Below are 26,800 nucleotides of genomic sequence, written 5' to 3'. Positions count from 1 at the left end.
GTTAGTTGCTCCTTGTGCTTACGTGCATCGAGTAGGTTTCGTCCAGCAACTCCCTGAGCGCGTCAGCGGCGAGGCGTACGTCATCCGTGTCAACGTCCAGATGGGTGACGGCACGAATCGTGGATGGACCAAAAGCGCCCATCCGGATCCCGCTCGTCTGAAGCAGGCGATCTACCAGCACCGCAGCGGTAACGGGAAAGTCGACCAGGTCAAAGAGGACAATATTTGTCTGAACTGTTGACGGATCAATCGAAATATGGGGGTTGACAGCAAGAAGTTCAGCCAGCAGGCGGGCATTCCCGTGGTCATCTGCGAGCCTGTCCACGTTATTGCGGAGGGCAAACGTACCTGCTGCCGCCACAATGCCTGATTGGCGCATGGATCCACCCCACCGTTGCTTGAGCCGCCAGGCCTCACTGATGAAATCAGCGTCGCCGGCCAGCACTGCTCCTATGGGGGCGCCGAGTCCCTTGCTGAGGTCCTGCCAGACTGAGTCGAACGGGGCACAAAACTCCCGGGCGGGTACACCGGTGGCCACCACCGCATTGAGCAGGCGTGCGCCATCCATGTGGGTTTTTATTTTGTGAGCCCGTGCCACATTAGTCACGGACGTGATGCCCTCCAGCGACCAGCACGTGCCACCTCCAAGGTTGGATGGCTGCTCTATGGAGAGCACAGCGTTGCGGGCGAATGATCTGCCCTCAGGGCGCAGCGCCGCTTCAAGCTGGGCAACCGAAAACACGCCACGGTCAGCCTTGATCGGCCTGTACAGGGCACCGGCCAAGGCTGGAGCGCCGGTTTCCTCATGGCACATCGAATGCGCGGTCTCGTCAACAAGAATCGCGTCTCCAGGGCGGCAGTGCAGGGCATAGGCGATCTGATTGCACATCGTCCCTGATGGCAGGAAGACAGCCTCCTCCTTGCCCAGAAGCTCCCGCGTCAGGGCAACCAGTTCGTTGGTGGAGGGGTCTTCACCCTTCTGCTCGTCCCCGACTTCGGCGTTTGCCATGGCCTGGCGCATGGCCTTTGTTGGCCGGGTAATAGTGTCGCTGAACAGGTCGATCCTGATGGGGTAGCTTGATCCGACGGGAATCACTGTGCGGCCTTGGGCGCCGTAGCAGTGCGGGGCCGGAACAATTTGTACCCGTCCCGTGGAATACCCACGCGCACATGGGAGGAATCCGTCCGCTCCCGCGTTTCGACCACCAGGGCCTGTTCGCCGACGCCCACCCTGTACCGGAAATGATGGCCGTGATATGACCTATCAAGGACAGGACCATTGACAGTCATTTCGTAGCCGTCTGACGACGCATCGTCAGGCAACAACGCCAGCGCTTCCGGACGAACGGCAACCACGACGCCGTCGGAATCAATTGCGGATGGTACGTGGATCGCTTGGTCCAACCCATCGATCTTGATGGTCAGGATCCCCTTTGAGCGGCCAATCACTGTTCCCTCCAGCAGGTTGCTGGTGCCAACAAAATCAGCAACGAAGAGATCGGCGGGATCGTTGTAGATCTGCTCCGGAGTACCAATCTGGCGGACGGTTCCGGCAGACATGACCGCAATTTTGTCGCTCATTGCCAAGGCTTCGTCTTGATCGTGGGTCACAAATACCGTGGTGACGCCAATCTTGCGTTGCAACTGAAGCAACCAATCGCGGGTCCGTTCCCGCAGCTTGGCATCAAGATTGGAAAACGGCTCGTCCAGGAGCAGTAGGCGCGGAGGGAAGGCCAAGGCGCGCGCCAGCGCCACCCGTTGTTGCTGACCGCCGGAGAGCTGATGAGGATAGCGATCTGCCTGATCAGAGAGGTCAACCAGCTCGAGCACTTCATCGACGCGTTTGCGAAGTGCCTCGGCCTTGTAGCGTCGCAGCCGTAGCGGATAGCCCACATTGTCGCGGACTTTCATGTGCGGCCACACGGCATAGGACTGGAAAACCACGCCGCAGTCGCGGCGCTCCGGCGGCAGGAAGGCGGAAGAGTCGTGGTTGAACAAGGTCTGGTCGCCCACAACAATGCTGCCTCCGTCCGGCTTGAGCAGTCCTGCGATGGACCAGAGTGTTGTGGATTTGCCGCAGCCACTGGGCCCCAGCAACGTCAGGATCTGTCCGTCGGAGGCTGTCACTGACACGTTGTCCAAGACCGTCAGACGGCCAAATTTCTTGGTGAGATTGGTGATGACCAGATCAGACATTAGGGCGAACTCCAAACAGGATGCGTCCTGCGCCCAGGACAGCTGCGGTGATGACGAGTTGGATAACTCCGAGGGCGGCGACGGTGCCGCCGAGGCCATTTGCTGCGATTTGAAGCATTGCCAGTCCAAGAACCTGGGTTTCAGGGGTCACCAGGAAAACTGCGGCGTCGGCTTCATTGAGCATTGCTACAAACAGCAGGACGTATGAGATGCCCATGGCTGGCCTCAGCAGGCTGAGGATGATGGTGCGCATCGCTGTCCACCAGTCTGCCCCGGCCGAGCGCGCGGCGCGGTCCAGGTCCGCACCCAGCGCGGCAAGTGACGGATAGAACGCCGCGTAACCCATGGCGAGTGCACGGACCCCGAAAGCGATTCCCACCGCCCAAAGTGTGGCTCTGAAAGTTCCGGACTGGTCCAGGATTGCAAACGTCCAGAAGAAGGCCATACCGGTGATCAGGCCTGGGACTGCCCGGGGATAAAGCACGATGTGCTCCAAGGATCCCCGGAACCGGAAGCTGGAACGGTGGGCAACCAATGCGATGACGGCGATACAGGCTGTCGCGATGGCGGCGCCGACTGTGGCAATCAGCAAGCTGTTGCCAATAGCTCCGGTGTAGAGCGGATTGGTCAGAATCGCCGAGAAATGGTCAAGTGTCAGCAGGCTGAACGGGTTGATCGCCGGGGTCAGAACAGCGGTGACGGAGGCGAGAACCACCCCGCTGAGCGGCACCAGGGTTGCGCAACCAAGAAGAACTCCGACGCCGGCAGACAGCAACCAGCCAAAGGGGCCTAATCTGACGACGACTGCCGGCCTGGATGACTTGCCGCCGGTCGTGGTGAAGCGGGCAAGGTCGCCGGCCAGGCGGTTGCGCAGCAACAGCAGCAAAGTGACGGCGAGCAACAACATGACGGCACCTGCAGGCAGAACTCCTCCACCGCCGTCGGCGCTTCCTGTCCACTGCCGGTACAGGTAGGTGGACATCATGTCGATGTTCTTTGAAGTACCAAGGATGAGGGGAATGCCCAGTGTTTCCAGCGCCAAAGCGAAGACCAGCAGCCCGGAGTTGAGTAAGGCCGGGCGCAGCAACGGCAGAGTCACCGAAAGCAGTGCACGGAAGGGACCGGCGCCGGCGCAACGGGCGGCTTCCTCGAGTGTCGAATCGCCTGAGGACAGCGTCCCCCGGGCAAAGAGGTAGACCACGGGCGAGCCAAGGACCGTACCCATGACCACCATTCCTGCAACACTGTAGAGGTCAAAGGGGACTGTGAACGGTGTGTACTGTTCCAGTAAATGTGTGGCATATCCGTTCTTCGACCACATTGACTGCCACCCGACGATGAGCACTAGTCCAGGCAGGACCAAAGGCAGGACGATCAGGGCTGAGTAGAGCCTCCGCAGCGGGAGGTCGGTGCGGGCAACCAACAAGGCCACTGTGGTCCCAACCAGAACTGACCCGACGGTGGCGAAAACGGCGAACTGTAGGCTGTTGGCCACGGCTGACCACCAGAGAGGATCGGTCGCCAGTTTCCGGAAGTTGTCCAAGGTACCGCTGCCGCCGCCCTCATAGAGCGGCGTGGACCAGAGTGATGACCAGACGATCGGCACGATCGGACCGAGGATCAGCAGGACTGCGAGGATCCAGACACCGTAGTGGATGACTTTCTCCGGCAACCATGCTCGCTTGATGCTTCCAACACCCGACGGCGGTAGCGCCGCCTTGGGATCTGTAAGGGTGGAGCTGCTCATCGCCCGAATGCTTCCTTCCAGCGGTTCTTGAAGGCCGGTGCATCGTTCACCAGGGCCTCATCCCACCTGGCGATGTTGATGTTCTCCGCACCCAATTGCTCTGTTACCTTCGCGAGGTTCACCGGGCAGTCCACCCCCTCCAAGTACGGTGCGAACCCGCCGGCGCAACCGGCGGTTTGGCCGGCTTTGTCAATCAGGAAGTTGAGGAACACTTTGGCCGCATTGGGGGACTTACCCCCGGTTGTTGCTCCGGCACCGCGGGGCATGAAGGGTGTTCCGTCCTTGAAGAACTTGTAGTTCAGCACCTTCGCGGTAGCGCCGGTGAGGAGTGGCCGGGTAGCGCCGGACTGGAAGTAGGACATGGTGTACTCGCCCTGCAGGAGTTTGTTGTACATGGGCCCAGCACTGGCTTCCACCTTGGTGTTCTTTCCGAGCTGATCCAAGACGCTCCAGCCGGCCTCTCCCGCCTTGGCTATGTATGCGTGATTAACCGTGTAGCCAAACTCGGTAGTGCCGTCATAAGTGACGATCTTCCCTGCGAGTTTGGGGTCACTGGACATCCTGGCGAGGGCCTCCAGGGAATCGGGTTGTTCAGATTCGGGCAGGAGCGTGGTGTTGATCAGTGCCATGACCGGGTTCAGTTCCATTGCGAAGACGCCGGGGGCGAGTTTCGCGAAGTCGGGCAGTGGCGCGGCGGCAGGTGGTGTGAAGTCCTGTATGTCACCACGTTTGACCAGATCGAGGAAGTTCGCGCCTTGCAGGCTGACGATGACGTCCGCCGTCTTTCCGCCAGTGGCTTTCTCGTTGAGGTAGCGCTGGAAGCTTTCGGTGCCGCCAAGGCTGATGTAGCTGGTCTTGATATCGGGGTATTGGGTTTGGAAAGCAGCCAGTACCGGTTTCATGGTCGCCTCATTCGCCTCGCCGTAAACCAAAAGCGAGCCTTCCTTGCGGGCGGCATCCAGGATTGCCGGGTCCATTGCAGCTGCCGTCGGAATGTCCGTCTTGACGGCATAGGCATTGGGGGCGTCATTCCCGCTGCTGCAGCCAGTCAGGGCTGCGAAGCCGCAAAGTGCAGCAACAGCGACTATTGCACGTCGTTTCATGTGGGACTCCTTTGTCACGGCACTGAACTTTGGGTTGGGACGGTGCGTTGAGTTATCGCGTGGGATGGAAACTCGCGGAAGGGGCGCCGCAAGCGCCCTGAAAATCCTGTCCATCGGGGTGTCTCGTTCTTGCGTTGTTTCTCTGGGGTCTACGAGCCACCTTGGCGTCCCGTAAGTGAATCGGCATCGGCTGCGGGGGACTTCTGGCCGGTGCTTATGTTGCGGGGAACCTTCATGTGTCTGCCAGGGTGAGGCATCGCTGTCTCGCGTCAACTGGCTTATCCGTAAGTGAAGTTCAGTGATCCGCAGGTTGTTCTTAAACTTTGGCACGTAGCGGGCTATTGCGCAATAAGTGAATGCGACTAATCTTAAGAACATGAAAAAGTCCTCCACCGCCCCGGAGCGCGGCACTAGGCCGCGGAACCGGCGCGCGCTGATACTTGCTGCGGCAGGCGACCTCTTCGCGCAGAAGGGGTACCCCCAAGTCAGCATGACTGATGTGGCCAAGGCGATGGCAGTGCAGCCATCCGCCCTCTACCGGCATTTTCCAGGCAAGGGTGAGCTTCTTCGCGAGGCAGTGGTGGCCAGTCTCCAGCCCGTTTTGGATAGCATTACCCAGACGCCCGACGGCGACCTCGAACAGTTGGTCACGGCGCTGGGACGGGCCATTCTGGTGCACCGGGAAAATGGTGTCCTGTGGGAGCGTGAATCCCGGCATCTCCCGCCTGCCATCCGTTTCGATATCGCCAGCGGTATCAAGTTCGCCATCAGCGGCAAGCTGCAGTCCGGCAGCTCCGCCCTGCCCGCCGCCGAGGCGGACCTGCGCGCGTGGGCCATGTTTGCGGCGATGATCAGTGTTTCGCACGACCCAAATCGGCTCTCGCGTGCGGACGAAGAATCCCAGCTGACCACGCTCGCCCGCACACTACTGGTCATGCCAATGCCCCCGATTGAAGCAGCGACGAATCACCGTAGCGGGCCCATCGACTTGCCGCGCACCCGCCGTGAGGCATTGCTGGCAGCCTCAATCCGACAGTTCGCTGCGAACGGGTTTGACGCCGTCAGCCTTGACGACATCGGCGCCGAAGTTGGAGTGGCGGGTCCCAGCATTTACCGCCATTTCGACAGTAAGGCGGAAATGCTTGCCGCAGCACTGCATCGCGCCAAGGAAGTGCGGTGGATGGACATGTCGCGGGCTCTCACTGAAGCCGCTGATGCTGCAGAGGCGCTGGAGCGCATTCTTTCCTCATACATTGCGTTCTCACTGGGAAGCCCGGAATTCCTGCAATTGGCCGTGTCAGAACGTCCGCACCTTCCCGAACGGGAGTTGCGGAACTTGGTGGAGGCCCAAGGTGACTACATCACCGATGTCACCTCGCTCGTCCAGGACGTTTACCCCGGCGCCGATCAGGAAGTGGTCAGGATCCGGGTTAAGGCGGCGTTGCATGTGATCAGCAGCGTTGTTCGCACTCCGTTCCTTCGGGATATCAATGGCATCCAGGAAATTCTTGAACAGATTGCCAGAGGCCTCATAGCTCCCACCACCCAGTGAGGGTCAGCGCCTCCTCGAGTCCGCGGACTGTTTGAGTTTTCCGGCCACATTCCATGAGAAATGAGATCTTGCGCACAAAGCATCTCAGTCATAAGATAATGACTACTGAAGTAATCTGCATCACTTCAAAGCTCATTCTGAGACAGGTGCCTAAGGCAGCCCTGATCACCAGGGTCCACGCATAGCGGGGCCGACTGTTCGCAAAATTACCTGGAGGCACAATATGAGTGCAGTGGTCGCACAACCATCGGGCGCGAGTTCTCCGAGGAAGGTCGCCTTCGCGAGCCTCATCGGCACGACTATCGAGTGGTACGACTTCTTTATCTACAGCACCGCAGCGGTGCTCGTTTTTCACCAGCTCTTCTTCCCTGGCTTCGACCCGACAACCGGGACCTTGCTTGCGTTCTCCACTTTCGCGGCCGGTTTCGTCGCCCGTCCCATCGGGGCCATCGTCTTTGGGCACTTCGGTGACCGGGCAGGCCGGAAGCCTATGATGGTCCTCACCATCCTCATCATGGGCATCGCCACTGTAGCCATTGGTCTACTGCCCACCTACGACTCGATAGGCGTTTTCGCCCCGATTCTGCTGGTCATACTGCGGCTGACCCAAGGATTCGCACTCGGGGGAGAGTGGGGCGGTGCAGTGCTGATGGCTACCGAACATTCCCCCGAAGGGAAGCGAGGCTATTTCGGTAGCTGGCCGCAGGCAGGCGTTGCAGTCGGGCTGATCCTGGCCATGACCTTGTACATACCCCTTGAGTCGATGTCGGAGGATGCCTTCATGGCCTGGGGGTGGAGGGTCCCGTTCCTGCTCAGCGCGGTCCTGGTTATCACTGGCCTGGTTATTCGTGTGAAGGTCGCGGAAAGCCCCGAGTTCGATCGCGTCAAAGCTAACCACGGCGTGGTGCGTCTGCCTGTAGTCGAGGTGCTTCGGACACACCCCAAGCAAGTGTTCCTTGTAGCCGGCGCCAGCCTGGCGCCTGGGATCTTCTTCTACCTGATCACCGTGTACAACTTTGTTTACGCAGGGAAGTCCGGAGAGCTGGATTCGACGGCGATGTTGGTCCTGGTGATCGTCACGTCTGCGATTGGCTTTGTAGTTACCCCCATCGCCGGTGCGCTCTCAGACAAATTCGGCGGGCAGCGGGTGTACTTGTGGGGCCTTGCGCTCATCGTCATCGTTGCTTTCCCCCTGTACTTTGCCCTTGATGGGGGCACTTATGGCCTCATCGCCGTGTGCTACGTTGCGGCAACGGTGGCCGTCTATATCCCATGGGCACTGTCGCCGGCATACTTCTCCACCGCCTTTGACGCAAAGGTCCGCTATAGCGGGTTGTCCTTGGCTACTACTCTCGGCAATCTCTTCGGCAGCGCCATTGCACCCCTTATTGCCGGTGCCCTGTTTGCTGCGACAAATGCGTCTGTCTCAACTTCGCTCTACGTCTTCGTCGCCGGAACGGTGTCCATCACTTGCGCTGTTTTGCTCGGACGGGTGATCCGAAAGAAGGCATCGCGGGCTGGGAGACGCAGCGATGCGACCGGGGCTGATGAGGTCCCCGCATCCACGTATTCGGAGTGACACAAAGCATTCCGCTGTATCAAACGCCAAAAAAGGAAGGAACTACCATGAGCGGCAACGATCAACAGTTCAAAACATTCACGCTGGAACGAGCAACACCCACCATCGGGGCGTACATCCATGGACTGGATCTACGTGAAGAGATCACCCCGGAATGCCGGACGGAACTACGGGAAGCTTTCCTCGAGCACCAAGTGCTGTTTCTCCGCGATCAGCACATCACGCCGGATGATCAAATCGAATTCGCCAAGGTTTTCGGCGACCCCCAGGAAGTAAGTGCGTTCTTCCCCTCCCTCCCCGAATATCCGCACATCGAGGTGTTGGAATCGCGTGGCCGGGCCGCCGGAACAGACGTCTGGCATTCGGACTTGACCTGGCAAGCGACGCCGAATTCCGCTACTTGCCTTCACGCCCAGGAAATTCCACCCTGCGGCGGGGATACGCTCTGGGCGAGCATGACCGCCGCGTATGACGCGCTGCCGGAGAACGTGAAAAGCGTCATTGACGGTCTTGAGGGAGTGCACGACTGGGAAAAGGAACTCACCGGCGTTGTCCGCCAGGGTCCCGACGGCGAGGCGCGCTACGAGGATACCCGGCGAAAGTATCCACCCATGACGCACCCTGTTGTGCGTAAGCATCCGGAAACCGGCCGCAAGCTTGTCTACGTCAACGCGCTGTTCACCACCCGGCTTACGGGCATTTCAACCCAACTGGGGGACTCGCTGCGAAACATGCTCACCGACCTCGCCAGGACCCCGGAATACCAAGTTCGTTTCCGTTGGGAACCGAACTCCCTGGTGATCTGGGACAACCGATCAACCCAACACTATGCGGTGGGGGACTACCACCCGCACTACAGGCTGATGCACCGGGTCACCTTGAAGGGTGACCGCCCGGCGTAGTGCGCGCTGTAACCGTGCCGGGCGGCCTGTTGTTGGGTCGCCCGGCCGGTTGTTATGAAACTCAAGGTTTTGCCGGGCGAGGGTGCCGCGGCAGAAAGCCCCTACCGGGCGAAAGCGAAAGAAGGCTGACCAATGCGAGGCCAGAAATTAGGGGCGGGGCTGATAGCCCAGAGCCAGTCCGCCCTTCCACCCTTTATATTGCATCAGCCCACTTCGCTCGGAGCTGCTGTGGCTCTTGCCCGACAGTATCCAGAGGCTGTGATTGCGGCGGGTTGTTCGGACCTGGTGGCGCAATTCCGCGAGGGATTGGAGCCGGAGGTGCTGATTTCCGTGCAACGGATCAAGGAATTGAAGGCCATATCGAATAATGCCGGGGTTCTGCGGATTGGTTCCTTGGTGAGCCACGCTGAAGGCAGCAGAAGCCCGGAAATACTGTCCACCGTGCCTGCCCTGGCAGCAGCCTGGGGATCAATTGCCACAGTTCGAATCCGCTATCGCGGCACCCTCGGAGGCAATCTCCTTTCCCGTCGATATAGATACGAAATGCCTGTCATTCTGGCGGCGCTGGGTGGGCAGATGCAGTTTCAAGGCGGTGACGTTGAAGCCCTGCCCGTCTCTTCACTTTGGGACCGGGACTCACTCCGGGACCGGAACATTGGCAATACTGGCATTCTGACCGCCGTCGCCGTCGACACTGCGTCCCTGTTGTGGTTCGGCTACGAGCGGTCAATGCGCCCGGTGAGCACCGTGTCCGTCGCTGTACGAAAGGACCCGGTGGCCGGCCTCAACGTTTCTGCTGTCTGTGGCAGTGAATACCGGCAGCCTTTTGTCCTGTCGCACACTGCCGGGACAACTGACATCGCCGAGCTTGACCCGGTTTCCGTGGGCAGGGTTCTGGCGGCTCAGCTTCCGGACGAGGCGGGCGACTACGCGGGGTCCATCGACTACCGCCGACACTTGGTGGGCGTTCTCTGCCGCCGTCTTCTTGCCCAAGCAACCGGTAACCAAAGGAAAGGATAGCCTGCCATGAACCTTGAATCACCGGAATCAAGCGAGGAAGCATTCACCCACAAGGTTGAATTCGAGCTGAACGGAAGCCCGGAACGGCATTGTGTCCCTACGAGTACCACGGTCTTGGACCTGCTTCGCAACGGCTGCGGTAAACAGGGGATCCGTGCATCGTGTGAGCGCAGTGTCTGCGGCGCCTGCACAGTTTTAGTTGATGACCTTCCTGTAGCTGCGTGCTCCACGTTTGCCTTCGACGTTGACGGTACACGTGTTGAAACGGTTGAGGGCTTGGCAGCCCAGGACGGCACGTTGAGTGCCCAGCAGCAGGCATTCGGGGAATGTGGCGGCTTCCAATGCGGTTTCTGCACATCCGGCATGTTGATGTTGACCACGGCGTTGCTGCGGCAGAATCCGCAACCGGACCGGGACCAGATCCGGGAATGGATCAGTTCGAACACCTGCCGGTGTACGGGCTACGAGATGATTTTGGAATCCGTGGAGCGCGCCGCGGAACTGGCCGCGGCGAAGCAGCAGGATCAGGTTTCGGAATGACCGGCTCCGTGAATCCTTGCGCTCCGGACGATGCGCCGATCGTTGGACGCGACCGCCCGCGCTTGGACAGCACCGCCAAGGTCACCGGCCGTGCCGTCTACACAGTGGACATCGAGAAGCCCGGGATGCTTCACGCTAAGGTCTTGCGAAGCCCGCACGCGCACGCCCGCATTCTGAGGATCGATGCTTCGGCCGCCCGCTCCCTGCCAGGAGTCACTGCCGTGGTCACCCGCGAGGAAATCACGGGCCTGCGTTCCTACGGCACCTACGTCAAAGACCAGCCGATTGTGGCCACAGAGTCGGTCCGCTATGTTGGCGACGTCGTGGCTGCAGTAGCTGCCGTGGACGAACGTACAGCTTTTGCCGCACTGGATCTTATCCGTATCGAGTACCAGCAACTGCCGGCTGTCTTTGATGTAAGAGCAGCGATGGAGCCCTCCGCGCCCGCCATCTTTCCAGACCAGCCGTTCGCCGCCTATCCCGAGTACGGCGATGGAGCCTCGGGGGCGGCGCACACGGCCCACAACGTGAGCTACGAATTCCGCTACGAAACGGGAGAGGAAAGCGTCTGGGCGGATTGCGACTACATCTTCGAGGACACCTTTACCTTCTCCCGTATGAACCACATGCACTTGGAACCCTTTGCCACTGTTGCCGAGGCCACAGCGAACGAAATCGAAGTGTGGACCTCAACTCAAAGCCCTTTCCCAATGCGCAAGGAACTGGCGAGGGTTTTCGGGCTGCCTGAGAACGACATCCGGGTCAACGTCCCGCTTTTGGGCGGGGGCTTTGGCGCCAAGAACGGCCCAAAAACGGAGGCGGTCGCCATCCGGCTCTCACAGTTGTCGGGTGGGCGGCCGGTGCGTTATTGCATGAGCACAGAGGAAGTCTTCCTGACACTGAGCCAGCACGACGCCGTCCTCACGGTTAAATCCGGGCTCAAGGCAGACGGTGAGTTCATGGCGCGCCAGTCGCGGGTGCTGCTTAACGGTGGGGCTTACGCGGATGCCAGCCCGCTGGTGGCGGAGAAAGCGGGGTATCGGATGCCCGGCGCCTACCGCTGGAAACGAATAGATTCCGTCTGCCAAGCGGTGATCACCAACACTGTCCCCGCAGGTGCCTACCGTGGTTTCGGCGCAACGCAGGCCACCTGGGCCAGTGAGCGCCAGGTTGACCTGATCGCCGAGCGGCTGGGTTTAGATCCCCTTGAGCTTCGGCTAATGAACGCCAAGGATTTGGGGGAGGAGTTCGTTCCCGGAGAAACGCCCATAGATTCGGACCTTAAACATGGCCTGAACCTGGTGGCGGACGCCATCGGTTATCGCGATCGGCGGCGCTCAGGTAACCGTGGCATGGGGGTTGCCATCGGCCTCAAAGATGGTGGCGGCGTCAACAAGCCTGCCCAAGCTCGGGTCAAGGTGACCACCAACGGAGATGTGTTCCTGAATTGCGCGCTGGTGGAAATGGGCCAAGGCGGTCATTCGGCGTTGTGCCAGATCGTGGCGGAGACGCTTGGATGCGATCCGAAGCGGGTGAAGTATGCCGCTATTGATACCGACAACACCCCCTTCGATCAAGGCACCAACGCCTCTTCCGGCATCGCCGTCATGGGTCATGCCGTCCTGCAGGCTGCGGAGCGAGTGAAGTGTTCGGTGCTTGACACGGCGGCCGAACACCTGATGCTGGATCGCCAATCGATCCGTCTGGACAACTGGCACATCGTTGATGCTGAAGGCATCACCTATGAGCTCCCGCCGCTGATTCTGGACAGATTCGGCGGCACGGGATTCGAGTTCACAGCGGACGGTTACTACAAGGTCCGCAACTCCAGCAGCGCACCCCTGGAGGCACCCTGCATTTTTTGGGAGATTGGTTGGGCAGCTGCCGAAGTGGAGGTTGATCCGGAAACGGGCCGGGTGGAGCTATTGCAGCTGGTGGTTAGTGGCGACGCGGGCAAGGTGGTGAACAAGTTGGGTTGCCGCGGCCAGGACGAGGGCGCAGCGGTCTTCGGGTTGGCGCAGGCTCTCTTCGAGGAACTGCGGTACGAAGACGGTGAGCTGCTGAATGGCGAGGCGCTCCTCTACCGGGTGCCTTTGGCCGAGGACATTCCCCGACTTTTTTCCTCCATTACCCAGGAACAAGGCCATGGCGCGGGACCGTTTGGGACCAAGGGCATGGGCGAGGGTGGCATGCTTCCCATTGCTCCGGCTATTGCCCAAGCCATTGCTGACGCCACCGGGGCACAGCTCACATCGTTGCCCATGACGCCTGAACGCGTCTACAACGGCATCCGCGCCGCGCGGTTGCACCAAGGCGGGGCCGACGGAAATGCGTGAGGTGCTGGAGGCGCTGGAAAAATCGTTGCTGAACGATCAACATGTCGCCCTGGCCACGGTAGTGCGCACCGAGGGCTCCGCACCACGGGCAGTCGGGACATCCATGCTTGTCACCGACGACGGATCGCCGGTCGGTTCCGTTTCGGGTGGATGCATCGAGGCAAGCGTGATCGGAGCAGCAGCCGGGGTCCTCGCCAGCGGGGTGCCGGAGCTCCACCGATTTGGCATTTCAGACGATGACGGATTCGGCATCGGGTTGACGTGCGGCGGAACGGTCGAGATTTTCATCCAGAAGTACGCTCCGGCCTCCTGCCGGCATTTTGGGTCACTGAAAAGGGCTTTGGAAGAGAATCTGCCCTGCGCCATGGTCACCATTTTCGACGGCGTGCCTGACTTGGTGGGTCGATCCGAATTAGTGCTGCAGACTGCGGAAATCGAAGAGCTGTTTGAAGGTACAGCCCTTGCTCCCGATGCGGTCCGCGCCGCGGGGGTTGCAGTCCAGGAGGCAATAGCCTCCGGAAGTACGACGTCGGTCACTCTCCTGCCGGATACCAGAACCGAAAAGCCGCTGTCCTTACTGATCGACGTCTACCGTCCCGCCCGTAGGTTGATGATCTTCGGGGCCATCGACTTCTCCGCCTCCCTGGCCCAACTGGGGGCTTTCCTCGGCTTCCACGTCACTGTTTGCGATGCCCGTGCTGTCTTCGCGACGGCCGAGCGGATTCCCTCAGCCCATGAGATCGTGGTCGATCAACCGTCGCGCTACCTGCAGAAAGAAATCGCAATGGGAAGGCTCGCACCGGATGCAGCCATCTGTGTGTTGACCCATGATTCCAAATTCGATGTTCCGGTCCTTGATGTAGCACTGAGGCACGGTTTTGCGTACATCGGCGCGATGGGCTCACGCCGAACTGCCCGTGACCGCCGGGAGAGCCTGATTGGCTTGGGCCACACTGATCGGTCGGTGGCGACGCTCCGCTCGCCCATCGGCTTGGGCCTTTCCGCTTCAACTCCTGCTGAAACTGCGGTTTCCGTCATGGCGGAGATCATCGCTGCCAAAAACCAGAGCTCAGGCTTGCCCTTGGCGCATACCAGCGAGCCCATCCACAGAATTGCGCTGGAGCATGCAGCGTCAAAGCCAAATTAACTTTGGTACTAAATATCTTGACAGAAAGTATCTTACTACTGATATTCTTTTTGTATGACGTAGTTCACAGGTTGGTACACACCACCCTTGGGCGGCACGGCATGAATTGACGCTGCGGGAATGACACAGAGATGAACGGAAGCCGATGATGAGTACGGACAGCCTGGATACGCGGGATGAAATCTATGTGGGCGGCGTGTGGAGCCGAGGCAGCGGCGCACTGATCGAATCCGTCAATCCCGCCAACTCAGAGGTATTCGCCACCCTCCATGGAGCAACGACGGCGGATGTGGACGCCGCGGTAGCTGCTGGCCTGAAGGCCGTGGAAGAGACCGGATGGGCAAAGAAACTCCCTCACGAACGTGCCGCTGTCCTCCACCGCATCAGCTCAGCGATTGAGGCCAATGCTGACCGCATTGCCGAACTGCAGACGCTGGATACAGGTAAGACACTTGTGGAAACCAAGGCGCTCGCCATGAGCGCGGCAGCCACCTTCCGCTTCACTGCCTCCGCACTGGAAACCATGGAGGATGCACTGACGTCCCCCCGCGGGAACTACCTCAGCATGTCCACCTATGAGGCGATCGGCGTAGTAGGAGCCATTACGCCATGGAACTCGCCGATTGCCAGTGACGCACAGAAAGTTGCTCCGGCACTCGCGGCGGGAAACGCAGTCTTGGTGAAGCCACCCGTCTGGGCTCCCTGGGTTTCGCTCCTATTGGCACGGATTTGTGAGCAGGCGGGCCTTCCGGCAGGTCTGCTTTCGGTCCTTCCGGGCCCGGGCCGCATCATTGGCGATGCGATTGCCCGACACCCTGGCGTTGGCAAGATTTCCTTCACTGGTGGCACTTCCACGGGACGCCAACTGGGTCATATTGCCGCGGAGAAAATTATGCCGATTACCTTGGAACTGGGCGGGAAATCGCCCACCATTATTTTTGCTGATGCTGACCTGGACCAGGCTGTGGCTGGCGTGCTTTATGGCATCTTCTCTTCGAGCGGTCAGAGCTGCATTGCCGGCTCGCGTGTCTTCATTCAGCGTTCGGTCTACGACGCCGTCGTCGAAAGACTGGTAAAAGGTGCCGAAGCGCTGCGAATCGGACCGGGAACGGACGCAAGCACTCAAGTTGGGCCATTGGTTGCCCATGCCCACCGGGACGCCGTTGCCAGGATGGTTGAGGACGCGAAGCTGGCTGGTGCCCGGATCCTCTGCGGTGGCAACGTGCCCAAGGAGTCCAGGCTTCGGGCCGGTGCGTTTTACGAGCCCACCATCATTGCCGGTGTGAGCAACTCTGACGTCATTTGCCAGGAGGAAATCTTCGGGCCTGTGGCCGTGATCCTGCCGTTTGAGGATGAAGCCGATCTCATCCTTCAAGCCAACGACAGTGTCTTTGGTTTGGCCTGCGGAATCTGGACCGCCGACTACCGCCTGGCTTGGCGCACAGCGAGAGCCGTTTCGGCCGGCACCGTCTGGGTCAATACCTACAAGCAGTTCAGTATCTCCACCCCGTTCAGCGGGCTTAAGGAAAGCGGCCTGGGCACCGAAAAGGGCCGGGACGGCATTCGTTCCTACATGCACCAGAAGAGCATCTACATCGACCTCTCGGGTGCTTCCATCCCATGGGCCGGCAACTAGCTGGGCCGGCTACCACCATCCTGCGTTCGAAAGGTTCGTCAATGAATGCCCACCCCTACAGCCCCGCCTTTGTGGCCGGGGGATTCGGCTTTATCTCCGGCGCATTGTCGGTGGATGAAAGTGGTACGGCCGTACCCGGCCGCTCAGAAGCACTGGTTGCCGCAGCGGCGAGGCTTTCCGAACGACTGGAAACCGTCGGCATGTCCTTGGCTGACGTCATTAAGACCACCTATTTCGTCACGGATGTGACGCTGCGGAACGAAGCGAACAGTCACTACGAGCAGCTGTTCGAGGAGCCGCGTCCGGCACGTTCGTTTGTGGAGGTCGCTGCCCTGCCCTATGGCGCCACGGTGGAAATCGAAGCAATCGCGCACCGGAGGAAATGAGGACCAATGAGCGTGGAAATTCAGAACCGTGCGGCGGTGACCCTTGATGTCCCCGAACCGAAAATGCTGACGCTCAGGGTGTACCAGAAAACCTGGGAAGCCGACGGCGTCATCCGGATCATGTTTGTTGATCCTGCCGGGGCCGCGCTTCCGCAGTGGCGTCCTGGCGCCCACCTGAGCCTGCACCTGCCCAATGGGCTCACTCGCGAATACTCCTTGTGTTCGGATCCGGAAGACCCCACGAGCTGGACTGTGGCCGTGCTGCGAACGCCCGATTCCCGCGGTGGCAGCAAGCTGATCCATGATGAGCTCCCCGTGGGAACCCTCATTAAGGTTGAGGGTCCACGCAACAACTTCCAGCTTGATCATGCCGAGCGCTACGCATTGGTAGCTGGTGGTATTGGCATCACCCCGATCATTTCCATGGTGCGGCGGTTGGAATCAGTCGGAGCTGATTGGTCCCTTCTATATACGGGCCGGTCACGTTCAACAATGGCTTTCCTGCCGGAGGTTTCGGACCTGCCCCGGCATCGGATAACTATCCACGCTGTCGACGAAGCCGATGGCAAATTCGCGGATCTCTCAGAGGCAGTCGGCTCGCTCCCGCCTGAAGCATTGGTGTATGCCTGCGGGCCTGAATCTTTGATGCAAGCTGTAGCCGGCGCCATGGCAGACGAATCGCAATTGAGGATTGAGCGGTTCAAAGCACCGGACCTCGTGCCCGGAGCGGAACTCGATGAGACAAGTTTCGACGTCATCTGCCACAGCACTGGCCAGCGGATCGCCGTTGGGCCCGATGTTTCGATTCTGGAGGCCTTGAACGACGCCGGCGTCAACGTTCCCAGCTCATGCGCGGAAGGCATCTGCGGCACCTGTGAAACAGGAGTCATCGAGGGAGACGTTGAGCACCGTGATTTCCTGCTTTCCCCGGCCGAGCGGGCGGAGAACAAATCCATGTTTGTTTGCGTCTCGCGTTGCCGGTCCCGGGACCTGATTTTGGATCTCTAGTACGAAAATCACTCGACTGAAGGTTGATTCCCATGAACTATTTCTCAGCAGAGCCTGTCTGCAATCTGCGGTCCCTGCGTTCCGTGTCCCTGAAAGTGCCCGATACCCGGCCAGCCAGGGATTTCTACCATGAAGTCTGGGGCCTCTCCACCGTGGAGGAGGACACGGACAAGTTCTGGCTCCGCGGAACCGGTTCAGAGCACCACATCCTGAGGCTCGAAAGAGGCGAGCAGAATGCCTTGGGCGGGGTCTCTTTCGCACTGGCCACGCCTCAGGACGTTGACCGTGCAGCTACCAAGCTCACTGCCCTGGGGATTCCACTTTTCCGTGAACCCGGACCTCTGGATGATGCTGCCGGCGGCTATGGTCTCCAGTTGGTGGACCCCGAAGGCAGGCTGGTTGAACTTTCCGCCGACGTCCACGCGGTTGTCAGCCAGGAGCCCGCAGGCCGGCGGGCCCTTCCACGCAAGATCGCCCACGTGGTGCTCAATACCGTGGACATTGACCGCGCAACAGCCTTCTATACGCAGGTGCTCGGGATGCGGATTTCAGATTGGTCCGAGCACCAGATGGCCTTCCTGCGGTGCAACAGCGAGCACCATGCCATCGCGTTCAACCAAGCACCCTGGACTTCGGTCAATCACGTGGCCTACGAGATGCAGAGCATTGATCACTTCATGCGCGGGATCGGCAACCTGAAACGGCACAACATCGCGCCCCAGTGGGGGCCGGGCCGGCATGGCCCGGGTGACAACACGTTTTCGTATTTCACGGACCCCTCAGGCCTGGTTTGCGAATACACCTCCGAAGTAGCCCAAGTGGACGAGGACAGTTGGCTGTGCCGCACGTGGGAGCGGACGCCGGAACTGTCCGATCAGTGGGGAACGGCAGGTCCGCCCACCACCGCGGTGCGAAGCGCCATGGCTGGCATTCCGGATAGCGGGTACAGGTCGCTGGTGGTCCCTGGGCGTGAGGACTACTTCTCCGTACTGGAAGCTCCTGCGGCAGAAAAAGCCCATGCGTAGCACCTCGTTGCAGCCAGCCACCGAAACAGCGTTGACTGTTGCCGAACGCCGGAAAACTGTCCACGGGGTCTCCCTGGTTATTCGCGGCGAAGGAACCCCTGTCTTCCTCATGCACGGCATCGGCGGCGCCGCGTCTTCCTGTGGTGCCCTTGCTCAGTTGCTGAGCGCACACGGATACCAGACGTTTTGCTGGGATGCACCCGGTTACGGCGAATCATCAGCTCCACTGGATGGCTTGGATCATCCAGGTCTGGTGCTGGACATCCTGGCCACATTGGATGTTGGCCCAGCCCACCTGATCGGCACGTCATGGGGAGGAGTAATCGCCACCCGGATAGCCGCCCAAGCACCTGAGGCAGTGCGGTCCATTGTGTTGGCGGACAGCACCAGGGGTTCGGGAATTACCGCGACCGCCGCGCAACGCATGCTGGCGCGCGTTCCTGAACTGGCCGCCGTCGGCCCCGAAGTTCTTGCGGCCCGGCGAGCCGCAAGACTGGTATCCCCGTCCGCCCCCGCATGGGTTGCCGAAGCTGTACGGGCGGACATGGCCGCCGTCCGCCTATCCGGTTTTGCATCGGCCGCCACCATGATGGCGCAGTGCGACACCACGGATCTGCTGCCTCGGCTCCGGATCCCGGCGTTGGTCTTAGTGGGCCAGGACGATGTGATCACGGGCGTGGCGGAATCGAGGGTCCTTGCAGAGAACATTCCAGGTGCCACGCTGGGCATCATTCCCGGTGCAGGGCACGCCGCAGTGCAGGAAAAGCCGATGGAGATGTCCGCTGCCATCCTCGCTTTCTGGGAGGACCTTCGGTGACGCGTCTCGTAGTAGTTACTGGATCCGGGCGGGGACTCGGCTTCGACATCGCCCAGCGATTGGCAGGCAGCGGAGACCGGGTAGTCATAGCCGAGAAGAACACAGACCTCGCCGAGCAAGCTGCCGCAACACTCCGTGGACAGGGCTTCGACGCGACAGCGGTCATTACGGACATTGCTGACAAAGCCTCGGTGGCAGACCTGGCCGCTGTAGTCCAGCGCCTGGGCGGCGCCGATGCGCTGGTCAACAATGCGGCACTTGCCGACGGCGTAGGTGGTGACACTTTTTGGGAACTGGACGAGGACTTCTTCCAGCGGGTGATGACTGTCAATGCCTACGGGACCTGGCTGGTCAGCAAACACCTTTACCCCCAGCTTGCACAAAGCCAGACAGGGTCCATCGTCAACATCGCCTCAGACGCAGCGCTGTACGGCTCTCCCCGCCTGGTCCACTATGTCGGATCGAAAGGGGCAGTCCTGGCGATGACCCGGACAATGGCCCGCGACGCGGGACCAGCCGGTGTCCGCGTCAACGCAGTTGCTCCAGGCCTGACGCGGGTGGAAGCCACCGAGTCAGTGCCGGCCTCCCGCTACCGCCTCTATGAAGAGAACCGCGTGCTGCCAAGGGACCAACAACCCAAGGACGTTTCAGGTGCCGTCCAGTTCCTGCTATCCGATGCTGCAGGCTTCATCACCGGCCAGACCATCGTGGTGGATGGCGGCTTCGTCATGAGCCATTGAAGCCACTGAAGGCACTGGCCACCGAAGTCGCAAGCCACTGAATCGCTGAGCCGAACCGCCCAGCAGCGAAGAAAAACACTAACAAGGAGTCCCACACATGGACCTGCAACTAAAGGACCGCACGGTGGTTGTCACCGGGGCGAGCTCCGGCGTCGGCCTTGCCACTGCACGCTATTTGCTGAGCGAAGGCGCAAAGGTCGCTGCCTGTGCCCGCGACGCCGTCCGCTTGGGCGCAGCATTCGACGAGTTTTCCTGGGCGGACAAGGACTCGATTTACCTTGCTTCGTGCGACGTCACGGACCAAGATGCCACCAACAGCTTTATCGCGGGCACCCTAGATCGGTTTGGCGCCGTTGATGGCCTGGTCTGCAACGCCGGCCGTTCCTTGATGGCCACACTCCAGGACACCACGGACCAGCAGCTGCGTGATGAATTCAGCCTGAAGATCTTCGGCGTTTTGAACATGGTCCGTTCCGCCAGATCTGCCCTGAATGCATCACCACACGGCTCGGTGGTCAACGTCAATGCGATCCTCTCACGGCAGCCGGAGTTGCGCCTGGCTGCCACCTCAGCTGCCCGCGCCGCACTGCTGAACCTCACTCATTCCCTTTCCGAAGATCTGGCAACAGAGGGAACACGGGTGAATTCGGTCCTCCTTGGCCTGGTGGACACCGGTCAGTGGCGGCGGCGCTTCGAGGAAGCCGGCTCCGAGCTCGACTACGAGGCTTGGAGTGCCGAAATCGCTGCCAACCGCGGCATCAAGCTGGGCCGTTTCGGCACTGCCGAGGAGGTGGCCTTCCATATTGTTTCGCTGCTCTCGCCCCTCAGCGGCTACACCACAGGAGCAACCATCGACGTCGGCGGTGGCGTTGGGCGCTATGTCTAGCCAGCGGAACTTCATCACGAAAGAGGTCCAGATATGTCAGTGACACAAGCAGCAACGGTCCCGAGGGGGCCAACAGGCGGTGACGTCCTGGTCCGTGTAATGCGCAGGCACGGCATCGATACGGCCTTCGGCGTGATCAGCATTCACAATCTTCCCCTCGTCGAGGCGGTGGACAGGGAGCTGAACTTTGTGGCGGTCCGCCACGAGGCCGCTGCAGTCAACGCGGCTGACGCGTATGCCCGGGCCTCCGGCAAAATCGGAATTGCCCTGACCAGCACCGGTACAGGAGCCGGCAACGCCGCCGGTTCAATGGTGGAGGCGCTCACCGCTGGAAGCCGTGTGCTGCACATTACCGGCCAGATCGACAGCGAGTTCATGGGCAGCAACCGTGGAGTGATCCATGAGGTCCCACGCCAGTTGCAGATGCTTCACGCGGTCTCCGGCTATGCCCGCACCATCTTCAACGGCAAGGACGCGGAAGCTGACTTGGAGGAGGCAATCGCACACCTGCTCTCCTCACCTCACACACCGGCCAGCATCGAATGGCCCACAGATTTGCAGTACCTGGCCCATCCGGATGATCAGCGCCCCATCGACGCGCAGGTGAAGCCCTTACCGGATTTCGACGCCGATGCGGTCGCCGAGGCGGTCCGGCTCCTGGCAGGTGCCAAGCGCCCGCTCATCTGGGCCGGCGGAGGAGCGGCAGGCGCGGACAAGGAACTTGCGGCTCTGCTGCACTTTCTGGGCGCCGGACTCCTGACCAGCAACTCGGGACGGGGCGTGGTTCCAGAGGATGACCATCTTGTCATCGGGAACTTTGCTACCACTCCCGCAGCCGTCCGGCTGATCGAACAGTCTGATGTGTTGTTGAGTGTTGGCACGCATTTCCGTTCCAACGAGACGCAGCATTATTCGCTCAAACTGCCGGCCACTCACATTCAGCTGGATCTGAATCCTGAAGCCGTGGGCAGGGTGTATCCGGCCGCCGTGGGTCTGGTGGGCGACTCCCGGGCAATTCTGGAGGCGATCGTTAGCCAGTTGGGTAGCCATTCTGTGGATCCAGCGTTGGCGCAGCACGTGCAGGATGTACGCCTCGAGGTACGGGCAACATTGACCGAGTACATCGGTGGTTATGCCGAAATTTGCCACAGCCTCAGGGACCGCCTTGATCGGGAATCCGTTGTAGCACGTGATGTGACCATCCCCTCCAGCCAGTGGGGTAACCGCCTGCTGGAGATGTACTCCCGCGAAACAAACATCTTTCCGTTGGGAGGCGGCATCGGCCAGGGTTTGGCCATGGGCATTGGGGCGGCTTGTGCCCGTCCGGACGTTCCCACGGTAGTGATTGCCGGCGACGGTGGCCTGGCCGTTCATCTTGGTGAACTCGCCTCCCTCGCCGGATCAGCGGTCTGGTGCGTGGTGCTCGTGTTCAATGACGGCGGCTACGGGGTTCTGCGCAACATGCAGAAGGCCAACGGCTTCGCGGAGGCAGGAGTCAACCTGCACACGCCGGACTTTGCCTTGCTGGCTGAGTCGCTGAATCTGCCGTTCTGGCGGGTGCGCGGCCCCGGCACCTTTGACGGGGCCTTGGTGGAAGCGCTCGCGGTTCGGGGTCCGGCGGTGATCGAGATCGACGTCACCGCTTTGGATCCTGTACCGGGTGCGTTTGTTCCGCCGGTGCATATTCCAACCCCACAGCAGTAGAGGAGCAGGAGAGCACATGAATTCAAGTACGGAAGTAGATCCGCGCCTTGGCCATGAGCCAGGCGCGGTGGTGCCACAGCACGACGTCGTGTGCTTGCACGGCGGCGAGGGAGCAGCCGAATGGTTCGCCCAACAGCTTGACGCGTTGGGGGCCCGTGCCTGGGAACCCCGACTCGGTGTTGACGGCGACGTCACCGGTCCGCCCGGCCAAATGGACGCGTGGGTTGAAGCAGCCTCGTCGGCCCTCTCCGAGTCCACCACCGGTCCAGCGCACATTCTTGCCAGCGGAACAGCCGCGTACGGGGCCATCATGCTCGCTGCACGGCATCCGGAACAGATTAAGAGTGTCATCCTGGGCGACCCAGTGGTGGACACATCGGTGGAGGGATTCGTCGCCACGCTCCGGCGGGTGCGGGCGCCGTCGTTGGTCATTGCCGCCGCCCCGGACATGGACAACGATATCTCCATACCGCAAAGCATCGCCGGGGGAATCAGGAACGGAGTCTTTGTCATCATCGACAACACCGCCGTTCCAGCGCACCAGAGCCGATCCCACTCATTCAACGAGTGGAGCAGGTCATTCATGAACATCGCTGAAGGTCTGCACACCGTCACCGAAACACAGGAGGAACACAGTGCCTGAGCAGTATCTTGACGCCAACCAGTCCCGGGTGGGTCCTGCCAATCCTTATGAGCTGAAGCTCGCCGGAGCCTTGTCCGAGATTTTCGCCAGTGGTAGCCACGAGCTGCCGGCCATCATCTCGGGGTTGAACAATCTGGGCCTGAACGCCCCGGACGGTGAACCGTGGGATGAAACCCGATTCCGTTCCGAAATGCGACGACTGGGAGAGTAGGACATGACAACTGCAACTGTAAGCGCTGCCACCGGAGCCAGGGCCGGCAGGGCCAAGACCAAAACTGTCGTCGGCACCCGGCGTCAACTCGATGCCGCAGAACTGGCAGCCACGGGACTGAGGGACCGCTGGTATCCCATCTACCCGTCACGATTCGTGGGTCCCGGCGACATGGTTAAAGTCCGGCGCCTGGGCGTCGATTGGCTGCTGTTCCGCGATGCCAGGGGCCAAATTCGAATGTTGGAGGATCGCTGTCCCCACCGCAGCGCCCCTTTGTCTGTGGGCCAACATCTGGGGGACCGGGTGGCATGCAAGTACCACGGCGTTCAGGTGGACGGCCTCGGCACCGTCGTTTCGGTTCCGGGCATGCCGGGTTGCGCGCTCGAGGGTAAGACAGTCACAGCTTCGCTTGCTGTGGAGGAAGGCGCTGACATGATCTTTGCCTTCATGCCATTGACCGAGGACTCCGAGGTAACTCCGTTCAAGCTGCCCGATCGCCTGGATAACCCTGAGGTTTCATGGTTCTCCAACTACGCTGAATGGAATAGTCCGTGGCGTTTCTACATGGACAACGTCCTGGACCCGATGCACGGTGCGTTCCTCCACCGTGACTCGCATTCCATGTTTGGCGGTGACACCAGTGCCCGTTTCCGCATCCGCGAGACCGATCGTGGATTCTTCTTCGAGAAAACGGACCAGCGCGGGAAGAACTTCGACTGGGTGGAGTACTGCCGTGAAGCCATGGACTACGTGGACCTGGAGATCCCGTATGCCGATTCGGCAGGTCCCGGGGGTTCGTTCGGCATCGTAGGAATGTCCACTCCCATCGATGCCCATACATCCGCCGTTTTCCACTGGCGTACCCGGACCGTTTCAGACTGGGAACGGGACGTTTGGCGATTCATGTACAAGACAACCCTTGAAGAAAAGCACTGGGTGGTCTTGGAACAGGACCGGGAATTATTGGAGGCGCTGGCTGCAGATGCGGATAAGGATGAGCACTTGTATCAGCACGATCTTGGCGTAGCCAGGATCCGTCGGGTCCACGATGCCGATGCCCAGAAACAGGCCGCGATTCTCTCAGAGGGACTCGCCTAGCCCTTCTCCATGCTGGTGTTTCCACTGGCCAATGGGGTGGATACGGAAAGGAGCCTGCAGCCCGTAACTCTTCGAGCTGCAGGTTCTTTCTTCACTGGACTGGGCAGCAACTGCGTCTGCCAGGCGCAACAACGTCGACTCTCGTTTTCCGCCTTTCATCCAGCGTCTGGAATGATTGGAGTGATGCCGGCATTCCGGTTGGGCGGCCCCCGCAAGGGGCTTTTTTATTGGGGAACGATGGCACGAAAACTGTTCTGTGAGCTCTCGCCACTGACGTACCGACTTGCTGTTCAACGAATGATTCTGACGAGGAAGTTGCAGGACTTATTTTCTCCTGTGACGTTCGCAAAGCGTCGGGCAGGCGAACATCTGCCGGCGGTGGTCTATCGTCACAACTCCCTGATCCGCCGCAAGCTTGGGAACGTGGACTTGCATCTGCAAGAGAACAAAGCGGTCAGTCTGGGAATCGCAGCTCCGCTGGTGGACTCTGTGGTTATTCGTCCGGGCGAGACTTTTTCATTTTGGAAGCTTGTGGGAAGTTGCACCGAAGCGAAGGGTTACCGCGAGGGCTTGGTTATCAACCATGGCCGGGCCGATTCAGGCATCGGCGGTGGGCTGTGTCAGTTCACAAACCTTCTGCATTGGATGGTTTTGCATAGCGAGCTCACAGTGGTCGAGCATCACCACCATGGAGATTTGGATCTATTTCCGGACTTCAACCGTCAAATCCCGTTCGGCTCGGGCACCTCAATCATCTACAACTACTTGGACTATAGGGTTCGCAACGACACAGACCAGTCCTTTCAGTTCCTGGTCAGTACCAATGATGAATACCTGTGTGGTGAACTTCGGGCTGAGCGTGTTCCGGACGTCAAGTTCCACATCCGCGAAGAGGATGCCTACTTCCACGAATCCAGGGGAGAGGTCTACCGCCATAACAGGGTGGTGAGGCTAACCAGGGACAAGCGCACAGGCTTGGTGACCTCCAAGGAACAGATCATCGAAAACAATGCCCTGGTCGTCTATGACCGTGCGCTGGTTACTGCCCCGATCCTGGCAAGTCCTCCATCGGTGACGGAGGATGCCGCGGCAGCTCCGGTCCCTGCGTAGACAGGCAGTCAAGCTCCAAAACTGTACGGAATGCCGTTGCGCACCCAAACCATTCAGCAAAAACAAAACCCGGGTACCGGCCACATCGGCCGGTACCCGGGTTCTCGAAGATCTAGCGGGTCACGCCGTACATCTCCGAGGTGGGCGGATAGAACGGGATCTCCGGCTTCATGGCACCGATGATCACGCAGATAATTGCGTCAACATCGCTGACCGTGCGCAAACTCCGGGGAACCCCGGCCGGGACGCGGATCAGATCGCGGTAGCCCAGCACGCGGCTTGCTTTCTTGTTGCCGTCTTCCACGTCGTGCACGCTGAACTCCACCTCTCCTTCGAGGACAAAGAACACCTCTTCGACGTCCGGGTGCGTGTGTTCAGGACCTACGCATCCGGCGGGCAACACCATGTTGGAAAAGGTGAAGTGCTCCGCCTGGAGGATGTTGTTGTCGTCCGAGTGGTCTCCGGTAGCTCCGGAACCGATGTAGCGGACTTGTCCCCGCCGGAATTTTTCACCCATCTTCGTCTGGAATTTCAGGGTATTGAAGTCAACAACCCGGCTCTCACGGGAGGCGATGGCCGAATCAATCAGTTCCTCAAGTTCCGGTAACTTGCTTTCGATAACGTCGCTCATGATGGACCTCTCTCGGATTGGTTATTTGCTTGAGTTCGCAAAAGCCGAGATGGTTCCAATCTCTCTCGACTCTAACTATCTCAAGACTAAGATATAGTAGGACGCGCTGCAAGACCCCGGTGGGAAGTGCTCAGAATTGCTGCCTTCGTTGGGAAGCTCAGTGTTAAGATGCTTAGACCAAATGAAGGAGAGAGTGCGCATGACCACCGAATCGCGGAACACAGACACGGACGCCGTGGACGCCATTATTGAGGACTGGCACCGCGAACGTCCGGACCTTGATCCCAGGACCATCGGCGTCTTTGGCCGCTTGCAGAGCCTGGTGGCACGGCAGCGAGCTGTGCAGGATGTGAACTACGAGGAGTACGGGCTCACGTTGGCATCCTTTGATGTTTTGGCGAACTTGCGTCGATCCGGCCCTCCGCACCGGAAGACCGCTGGTGAACTGGCCAGTTCTTCCATGCTGACTACGGGCGGCATCACCTTCCGACTGGACCGTATGGAGGAACAAAACCTCATTGAGCGGGTTCGGTCGAAGGAGGATCGTCGGGTGGTCTACGCCCAGATGACGGACCATGGCAAGGAGCTCATTGACGAGGTCATTTCAAAGCATCTGGAAACGCAGCGCAATATGCTCGCCGGCCTGACCTCCAAGGAGATCGAGCAACTGGCGCTGCTACTGAAGAAAACTGAAGCCTCCATCGTGGCCTACGACCCGAAGGCTTCCTCCGCGGACGAACTTACGCTCAACGTCTAGATCACGGCGCTGGTTTCGTCCATCCA

General features: G+C 60.1%; 25 protein-coding genes. 20 read left to right on the top strand and 5 right to left on the bottom strand.

Features of this window, described 5'->3' with window-relative positions; translation table 11 throughout:
• Position 1: 1 nt before the first annotated feature.
• Genes ACIQTW_RS06265 through ACIQTW_RS06250 form a run of 4 tightly spaced genes read right to left on the bottom strand, consistent with a single transcriptional unit; the run spans position 2 to position 5,046 of the window.
• Positions 2–1,096, bottom strand: a complete 1,095-nt coding sequence (locus ACIQTW_RS06265) for a threonine aldolase family protein (RefSeq protein ID WP_402934915.1) — start codon at positions 1,094–1,096, stop codon at positions 2–4.
• Positions 1,093–2,196 (bottom strand): ABC transporter ATP-binding protein, encoded by a 1,104-nt coding sequence (locus ACIQTW_RS06260; protein WP_402934912.1) that lies wholly within the window; start codon positions 2,194–2,196, stop codon positions 1,093–1,095. The genes ACIQTW_RS06265 and ACIQTW_RS06260 overlap by 4 nt, the downstream gene beginning before the upstream one ends.
• Positions 2,189–3,943 (bottom strand): ABC transporter permease, encoded by a 1,755-nt coding sequence (locus ACIQTW_RS06255; RefSeq protein WP_402934909.1) that lies wholly within the window; start codon positions 3,941–3,943, stop codon positions 2,189–2,191. Before ACIQTW_RS06255 ends, ACIQTW_RS06260 begins: the two co-directional genes overlap by 8 nt.
• Entirely contained in the window at positions 3,940–5,046 is a 1,107-nt protein-coding gene (locus ACIQTW_RS06250; RefSeq protein WP_402934906.1) for an ABC transporter substrate-binding protein, read from the bottom strand. The genes ACIQTW_RS06255 and ACIQTW_RS06250 overlap by 4 nt, the downstream gene beginning before the upstream one ends.
• 376 nt (positions 5,047–5,422) lie before the next feature.
• On the opposite strand from ACIQTW_RS06250, the gene ACIQTW_RS06245 reads away from it, so the two are divergent.
• From ACIQTW_RS06245 to ACIQTW_RS06155, 19 genes are all read left to right on the top strand, one after another.
• Positions 5,423–6,598: a TetR/AcrR family transcriptional regulator gene (locus tag ACIQTW_RS06245; RefSeq protein WP_402934904.1), complete on the top strand. Its 1,176-nt coding sequence runs from the start codon at positions 5,423–5,425 to the stop codon at positions 6,596–6,598.
• Positions 6,599–6,821: 223 nt separating this feature from the next.
• Positions 6,822–8,177, top strand: coding sequence for an MFS transporter (locus ACIQTW_RS06240; RefSeq protein WP_402934901.1), 1,356 nt, complete (start codon positions 6,822–6,824; stop codon positions 8,175–8,177).
• A gap of 47 nt (positions 8,178–8,224) precedes the next feature.
• The gene (locus tag ACIQTW_RS06235; protein WP_402934898.1) at positions 8,225–9,079 is read left to right on the top strand and encodes a TauD/TfdA dioxygenase family protein; all 855 of its coding nucleotides are present in this window, start codon (positions 8,225–8,227) and stop codon (positions 9,077–9,079) included.
• A 132-nt stretch (positions 9,080–9,211) separates the two neighbouring features.
• On the top strand, positions 9,212–10,099 hold the full coding sequence (locus ACIQTW_RS06230; RefSeq protein WP_402934895.1) for an FAD binding domain-containing protein: 888 nt from the start codon (positions 9,212–9,214) through the stop codon (positions 10,097–10,099).
• Between the two features lie 6 nt (positions 10,100–10,105).
• A complete protein-coding gene (locus tag ACIQTW_RS06225) occupies positions 10,106–10,639 on the top strand; it encodes a (2Fe-2S)-binding protein (protein WP_402934892.1) in 534 nt (177 codons plus the stop codon).
• Complete coding sequence (locus ACIQTW_RS06220; protein ID WP_402934889.1) at positions 10,636–12,975, top strand: xanthine dehydrogenase family protein molybdopterin-binding subunit; 2,340 nt, start codon at positions 10,636–10,638, stop codon at positions 12,973–12,975. Before ACIQTW_RS06225 ends, ACIQTW_RS06220 begins: the two co-directional genes overlap by 4 nt.
• The gene (locus ACIQTW_RS06215) at positions 12,968–14,122 is read left to right on the top strand and encodes an XdhC family protein (protein WP_402934886.1); all 1,155 of its coding nucleotides are present in this window, start codon (positions 12,968–12,970) and stop codon (positions 14,120–14,122) included. Before ACIQTW_RS06220 ends, ACIQTW_RS06215 begins: the two co-directional genes overlap by 8 nt.
• Before the next feature lie 148 nt (positions 14,123–14,270).
• Entirely contained in the window at positions 14,271–15,758 is a 1,488-nt protein-coding gene (locus tag ACIQTW_RS06210; RefSeq protein ID WP_402934883.1) for an aldehyde dehydrogenase, read from the top strand.
• Positions 15,759–15,799: 41 nt separating this feature from the next.
• A complete protein-coding gene (locus tag ACIQTW_RS06205) occupies positions 15,800–16,144 on the top strand; it encodes a RidA family protein (RefSeq protein ID WP_402934880.1) in 345 nt (114 codons plus the stop codon).
• Between the two features lie 6 nt (positions 16,145–16,150).
• The gene (locus tag ACIQTW_RS06200; RefSeq protein WP_402934877.1) at positions 16,151–17,152 is read left to right on the top strand and encodes a PDR/VanB family oxidoreductase; all 1,002 of its coding nucleotides are present in this window, start codon (positions 16,151–16,153) and stop codon (positions 17,150–17,152) included.
• A 32-nt stretch (positions 17,153–17,184) separates the two neighbouring features.
• Positions 17,185–18,177, top strand: coding sequence for a VOC family protein (locus ACIQTW_RS06195; RefSeq protein ID WP_402934875.1), 993 nt, complete (start codon positions 17,185–17,187; stop codon positions 18,175–18,177).
• Positions 18,170–18,994: an alpha/beta fold hydrolase gene (locus ACIQTW_RS06190; protein WP_402934872.1), complete on the top strand. Its 825-nt coding sequence runs from the start codon at positions 18,170–18,172 to the stop codon at positions 18,992–18,994. The genes ACIQTW_RS06195 and ACIQTW_RS06190 overlap by 8 nt, the downstream gene beginning before the upstream one ends.
• On the top strand, positions 18,991–19,734 hold the full coding sequence (locus ACIQTW_RS06185; RefSeq protein WP_402934869.1) for a 3-oxoacyl-ACP reductase family protein: 744 nt from the start codon (positions 18,991–18,993) through the stop codon (positions 19,732–19,734). Before ACIQTW_RS06190 ends, ACIQTW_RS06185 begins: the two co-directional genes overlap by 4 nt.
• Positions 19,735–19,831: 97 nt before the next feature.
• On the top strand, positions 19,832–20,620 hold the full coding sequence (locus tag ACIQTW_RS06180) for an SDR family oxidoreductase (RefSeq protein WP_402934866.1): 789 nt from the start codon (positions 19,832–19,834) through the stop codon (positions 20,618–20,620).
• Positions 20,621–20,653: 33 nt separating this feature from the next.
• Positions 20,654–22,324 (top strand): thiamine pyrophosphate-binding protein, encoded by a 1,671-nt coding sequence (locus ACIQTW_RS06175; RefSeq protein ID WP_402934863.1) that lies wholly within the window; start codon positions 20,654–20,656, stop codon positions 22,322–22,324.
• A gap of 16 nt (positions 22,325–22,340) precedes the next feature.
• Complete coding sequence (locus tag ACIQTW_RS06170; RefSeq protein ID WP_402934860.1) at positions 22,341–22,967, top strand: alpha/beta fold hydrolase; 627 nt, start codon at positions 22,341–22,343, stop codon at positions 22,965–22,967.
• The gene (locus ACIQTW_RS06165; protein ID WP_091470632.1) at positions 22,960–23,178 is read left to right on the top strand and encodes a recombinase-like helix-turn-helix domain-containing protein; all 219 of its coding nucleotides are present in this window, start codon (positions 22,960–22,962) and stop codon (positions 23,176–23,178) included. The genes ACIQTW_RS06170 and ACIQTW_RS06165 overlap by 8 nt, the downstream gene beginning before the upstream one ends.
• Positions 23,179–23,181: 3 nt before the next feature.
• A complete protein-coding gene (locus tag ACIQTW_RS06160; protein ID WP_402934856.1) occupies positions 23,182–24,276 on the top strand; it encodes a Rieske 2Fe-2S domain-containing protein in 1,095 nt (364 codons plus the stop codon).
• A gap of 9 nt (positions 24,277–24,285) precedes the next feature.
• Positions 24,286–25,386 (top strand): VanW family protein, encoded by a 1,101-nt coding sequence (locus tag ACIQTW_RS06155; RefSeq protein WP_402934853.1) that lies wholly within the window; start codon positions 24,286–24,288, stop codon positions 25,384–25,386.
• 112 nt (positions 25,387–25,498) lie between these two features.
• On the opposite strand, the gene ACIQTW_RS06150 is transcribed toward ACIQTW_RS06155, so the two are convergent.
• Entirely contained in the window at positions 25,499–26,017 is a 519-nt protein-coding gene (locus ACIQTW_RS06150) for a cupin domain-containing protein (RefSeq protein WP_402934850.1), read from the bottom strand.
• Between the two features lie 199 nt (positions 26,018–26,216).
• Here ACIQTW_RS06150 and ACIQTW_RS06145 point away from each other — a divergent pair, with 199 nt between their 5' ends.
• Positions 26,217–26,774 carry a MarR family winged helix-turn-helix transcriptional regulator gene (locus tag ACIQTW_RS06145; protein ID WP_402934848.1) on the top strand — a complete coding sequence of 186 codons (558 nt, stop codon included), beginning with the start codon at positions 26,217–26,219 and terminating at the stop codon, positions 26,772–26,774.
• Positions 26,775–26,800: the final 26 nt, after the last annotated feature.

The sequence above is a fragment of the Paenarthrobacter sp. NPDC090517 genome (genome assembly GCF_044769165.1).
In the GTDB taxonomy this organism is placed as follows: domain Bacteria; phylum Actinomycetota; class Actinomycetes; order Actinomycetales; family Micrococcaceae; genus Arthrobacter.
The sequence above is the reverse complement of the archived record's forward strand: the minus strand, read 5'-3'. Positions and strand labels throughout refer to the sequence as shown.